We start from the raw sequence: 4,408 nt of genomic DNA on the forward strand, positions 1-4,408 counted from the left end.
GAATCGTCTTGGAGAAAAAGGTCTTTGTCACCTGGCAGATACCATCCTGCAGCATCCGAATATACGGAATACTCTGCTGTGCAGTTGTAGGAATGCCTTTCTGTTTCCTACGGTCCCGTTCCTGTTTCTTTTTACGCTTTTCCTGTTCTCTTTCTTTTCTGCTTTTTTTGTTTCTTCTTTCCTGACGGTTTCTTTTTTCCGCCAGGGACAGACGCTCCTGCTGAGCCTCCTGCTTTGTCTTTTTTGCCATCCGGCACACCCTCCTTTTTTACAAGGGTGGAAATCTCCTGATAAAAATTTTCTGTCTTATATGGTCTTACTGCCGGACAGATAAACTTCTGTCGAATCATATTTGCCACCACTTTTTCAAAGGGAAGCCCGTCTTTTTCATACATTGCCATGAAGAAAAACGGAAGCATGACCGTTACCATCAAAATGGCAGCGATACTGGAACCGATTGGTTTTCTCATGAACAGATAAAACGGAATTCCCACAACTGCGGCAAGTGAAAAGAAAATCAACTGCCGCTTTGTCAGATTTAACGCTACTTTTGTTTTGACCTTGGTAAGGTCTTTTGGTACTGGTACATACGCCATGGTATGCGCTCCTTTCCTGCCCGTTAGTGGGCATTGAATATCGATTTGCTAAGGCTTCCGGTCTTGAATAATGAAAATGCAAGAATCACGGTATAAGCCGCTACTGAAAACATTGCTGCATGAAGGTCACTGGATATGGTCATTGCATTTACTAAAACTGCATAAATTCCCACACAGACCATCATGAAGAATCCCTGAAATGCCAGTGCGAACAAGCCTTTTAAATAGTTGTTTCCGATATTGCCCCATTCCTTATTGGTCATGGTGGCAAACGGAATTGGTGCTATGGAAGTATAAAGGTAAATTTCTATCATTCTTCCGTACAAAATAACGGTTATGATGATCGACAGAATCCGCATGGTAATACTGATCAGCAGCGTTTCCATGGATAGCAGGAACAAATCCCCTAACTCCATATCCTCCAGGGCATCCACAATTCGTGTAATTGCTTCTGTTGCATCCACCGCAGTGTTTCCTGATATCACCCCGGCGGCATTGTTGACCACATGCTGGCCAACGTCAAAGACCGCCATCGTGATATTGAACGTATTTGTCACCAGATAAATGGCTACATACGCTTTGAAGATCCAGAGAAAAATATTGTAAGTCTCAAATTCATGGAAATTGTTTTTCTGTGTTACCATCGTGATCAATTCATAGCACAGGACAAAGGTGATGATCAGTCCCGCAATGGGGACGATCACCGTTTGGGATATATTCTGGATCAGATTAAAAATCCCTGCATTCCATCCCTGCGGTGTCTGTCCCACCTGCCCGGCTATGGTTCCCACCTGCTCATTGACAGACGTGAACATGTTATCCAAACATGACTTGATAAGCCCGATCAGGATATCCTTTATCGCTTCCGTAATTCTCTCAATGATGGTGTTCATCTACCACTCCTCTTAAGAGAACAATGTTGCCAGCTGTGGAATCAGGGTAGTTCCCAGCAGCATGATTCCGGCACCAGCCATCAGCTGTTTGATGCCCTGGCTCTTAGCGCCGGGATTGTCATTTCCATATCCTTCCAGAAGGTTTACGACACCCCACACACCAAGACCTGCGCCGATAGCGACTACAAGAGTTTTTAAAGTTGTAATTGCGCTGCTAAAAAATGCCATATATTCATAAACCAAAACTGACTTCTTTCAGGTGTTTACGGGAATGAAAAAACACCGACTAAAAAGCCGGCGCACCTAATGTCAGTTATTCCTTTCCTCATTATTTTTCGTTCATTCCCAAGGTTACTCCGACAGTTCTACATGAATCACTTCCACCTCTTCTTCGGGTTTCGGTGTGTACTGTGGATTTAACTCTTTCTCTACTTTGTACCGGTTCTTCTCGTTTTCATCTGCAAGAAGCCGATAGTTTTTGTGTTTCGTGATATCATATTTATCCGAAAAAAATGGTCTGGCACCACGGATCTGCAGGATACATTTTCCTCCATCCATGACTGCAATCTCATCTTCCGTCATCAGCTGTTTGCCTGTTTTCTGGTAGTTCAATCCAAAGGACTTCTGATTACTCCTCGTCTCCGAAGTGTTATACAGGTCAATGGTTTCCTTCCCCAGAAGCTCACTCATTTCCTTTAAGGTGGTTTTCTCTTTGCCACCAAGAAAAAGTGTAGTATCACAGTTGCCCAAAATGGTATCTGCACTATCCTTATACATTGCCTTTAGCTGACTCTGGGACTGCAAAATAATAGAAGCAGAGATTTCCCTGCTTCGGATAGTTGCGATCAGCTTGTCAAACTGAGGAATCTGCCCGATGTTGGCAAACTCATCGGCGATGACACGCACATGCACCGGAAGTCTTCCACCATATTTATCATCTGCCTTATCGCAAAGCAGATTGAAAAGCTGTGACTGTAACATGGCAATCACAAAGTTAAAGGTTGTATCTGTATCAGACATGATCAGAAACAAGGCTGTTTTCCTGTCTCCGATCTTATCCAGTTCCATTTCATCGTAAGACATGATCTCACGAAGTTCTGCGATATCAAATGGGGCAAGTCTGGCTCCACAGGATATCAAAATACTTTTCGCTGTCTTTCCAGCCGCCATTTTATATTTTTTATACTGTCTGACCGCAAAGTGCTGCGGATCTCTTTCTTCCAGCTCCTGGAACATCATATCCACAGGATTCTGGTAAGTTTCATCCTCTTCACGGGTTTCGCTTTCGTTCAAAAGATCCAGAAGGGTATTCAGGTTCTTTTCCTCTTCATCCCCTTCATACCAGATAAAAGCAATCAGTGCTGTGTACAGCAATTTCTCTGCTTTCACCCAAAAATCTTCGGAAGCTTTTTCCCCTTCGCCTTTGGTATTCACAATGATTGTTGTCACCAGCTTCAAGATATCTTTTTCAGACCGTATATAGGCAAATGGATTGTAATGAAGCGATTTGGAAAAATTGATGGTATTCAGAACCTTAATCACATAGGGCTCATGAACTACTTTTCCAGACTTATCTTTCATAATATTTCCATTCTTATCTTTCTTAGGCGGTCCCTTTGCTAACATCTTCCCGCACTCCTCAATGAGAGTGCCCTTTGGATCTGTAATGACCATGGAACAATTCATCTGCATGACCGACGGTTTAACGAAAAATCGTGTCTTACCGGAACCACTACCACCGATGACCACGATATTTTTATTTCTCGCATACTTCGGCTGCTTTGGTCTGCTCTCCATAGCCAATGCTTCTGTTGCTGTCAACGGAATATTCATCCAGGGATCATCTGACATATAAGGCTTGATATCCTCTGCAGTTCCCCATCTGGCTGAACCATACTCGATTCCCTTCCGAAGTTTCTTTGCATCTGACTGTTTCTGCCAAACCAATAATTTCAAAATAACTGCGACAGTAACTCCAACCAATAGATCTCTCAGGTCAAAGCTCAACAGAATCCCTGTAAAGATCCGATCTGCATGTTCCATCGCATATAATAGTTTGTTCCCCATATCTTCTCCCGGACTGTTCCGGTAAAGAAAAAATGCCCGGTCTGCATAGAAAGCAGCCAGAGCATAAGGAATATTTGTAAGAACCAGTTCCTTTTTATCCAGGGCGGACAGCTTACCCCCGATTTTATTCTTCCACTTCTGCATCAGAGTTTTGCAGCTTTTCTTTTTCATCGACTCTGCTCCTGATGCCGGTTCTTTACTTTGTCCTTCGTCTTCTTTGGCATCATTGCCCGGTAAGCTGCAAGACGCTTATGAATGGAAGGTTTATTCGCTTTTTGAATCTGTTTCTGGGAAAACTCACGGAAAGCAGCATTGAGTGCATCCTGATCACGTCCCTTGAAGAATACCAGATAAACCGGAGGCTCTTTGCTCTTGTCTTTTTTCAGAGCATAATTGATCCCGTATTTTCTGGCATACCGTTCAAAGGACTTGATATTCTTATTTGTGATCTCGATATTGACCATCCCGGCATTCTGTTTTGCCAGCTCTTTTACCGTGACCTTTCCCTGTTTCGGCTGATTTTTCTGTGCTTTCTTCTCTACTGATTTCTGCTTCTGATGACGCAGATACGCAACAAGAACCTTTTTCAACAGGTCTGCCGTAATCTTAGTAGCCCGAATACAGAACGTGACCGTTTTCTGAGTTACCTCTTCCTGCATGCCTTTTCCCTCCTTTCAGCGATTCAACTGCTGTCCAGATCTGTAATCATGGCAATCACCCCCTTTAATGAAAAAAGACAGATTAACCGGTAATCAGGTTCTGCACCTGTACGAGTTTTTCTGTCCCTTCTTCTTTTCTCTTATCTTCTCCACCACAATAGATGGGAACACACATTTCAAGTATTCTACTGTA

The 4,408-nt window shown here is 43.2% G+C and carries 5 protein-coding genes and 1 pseudogene; all 6 read right to left on the reverse strand.

Annotated features, from left to right (window positions below; genetic code table 11):
* Nucleotides 1–250 (reverse strand): annotated as a pseudogene (locus tag OCV61_RS03605) (hypothetical protein); the annotation flags it as partial.
* Nucleotides 132–596: a PrgI family protein gene (locus OCV61_RS03610; RefSeq protein ID WP_055057308.1), complete on the reverse strand. Its 465-nt coding sequence runs from the start codon at nt 594–596 to the stop codon at nt 132–134. The gene OCV61_RS03610 and the pseudogene OCV61_RS03605, both read right to left, overlap by 119 nt.
* Nucleotides 597–619: 23 nt before the next feature.
* Nucleotides 620–1,489, reverse strand: a complete 870-nt coding sequence (locus OCV61_RS03615; protein WP_055057307.1) for a VirB6/TrbL-like conjugal transfer protein, CD1112 family — start codon at nt 1,487–1,489, stop codon at nt 620–622.
* Between the two features lie 12 nt (nt 1,490–1,501).
* Nucleotides 1,502–1,717, reverse strand: a complete 216-nt coding sequence (locus OCV61_RS03620; protein ID WP_017144663.1) for a Maff2 family mobile element protein — start codon at nt 1,715–1,717, stop codon at nt 1,502–1,504.
* A gap of 123 nt (nt 1,718–1,840) precedes the next feature.
* Nucleotides 1,841–3,727 carry a VirD4-like conjugal transfer protein, CD1115 family gene (locus tag OCV61_RS03625; protein ID WP_055057306.1) on the reverse strand — a complete coding sequence of 629 codons (1,887 nt, stop codon included), beginning with the start codon at nt 3,725–3,727 and terminating at the stop codon, nt 1,841–1,843.
* Nucleotides 3,724–4,215: a PcfB family protein gene (locus tag OCV61_RS03630; RefSeq protein WP_055057305.1), complete on the reverse strand. Its 492-nt coding sequence runs from the start codon at nt 4,213–4,215 to the stop codon at nt 3,724–3,726. The genes OCV61_RS03625 and OCV61_RS03630 overlap by 4 nt, the downstream gene beginning before the upstream one ends.
* Nucleotides 4,216–4,408 lie beyond the last annotated feature (193 nt).

The organism is Blautia ammoniilytica, assembly GCF_025566965.1.
GTDB lineage: Bacteria > Bacillota > Clostridia > Lachnospirales > Lachnospiraceae > Blautia_A > Blautia_A ammoniilytica.

What these genes read in the sequence shown, in the direction of transcription:
- OCV61_RS03610 (WP_055057308.1), bottom strand. Translation starts at nt 596, where the DNA reads ATGGCGTATGTACCAGTACCAAAAGACCTTACCAAGGTCAAAACAAAA.
- OCV61_RS03615 (WP_055057307.1), bottom strand. Translation starts at nt 1,489, where the DNA reads ATGAACACCATCATTGAGAGAATTACGGAAGCGATAAAGGATATCCTG.
- OCV61_RS03620 (WP_017144663.1), bottom strand. Translation starts at nt 1,717, where the DNA reads ATGGCATTTTTTAGCAGCGCAATTACAACTTTAAAAACTCTTGTAGTC.
- OCV61_RS03625 (WP_055057306.1), bottom strand. Translation starts at nt 3,727, where the DNA reads ATGAAAAAGAAAAGCTGCAAAACTCTGATGCAGAAGTGGAAGAATAAA.
- OCV61_RS03630 (WP_055057305.1), bottom strand. Translation starts at nt 4,215, where the DNA reads ATGCAGGAAGAGGTAACTCAGAAAACGGTCACGTTCTGTATTCGGGCT.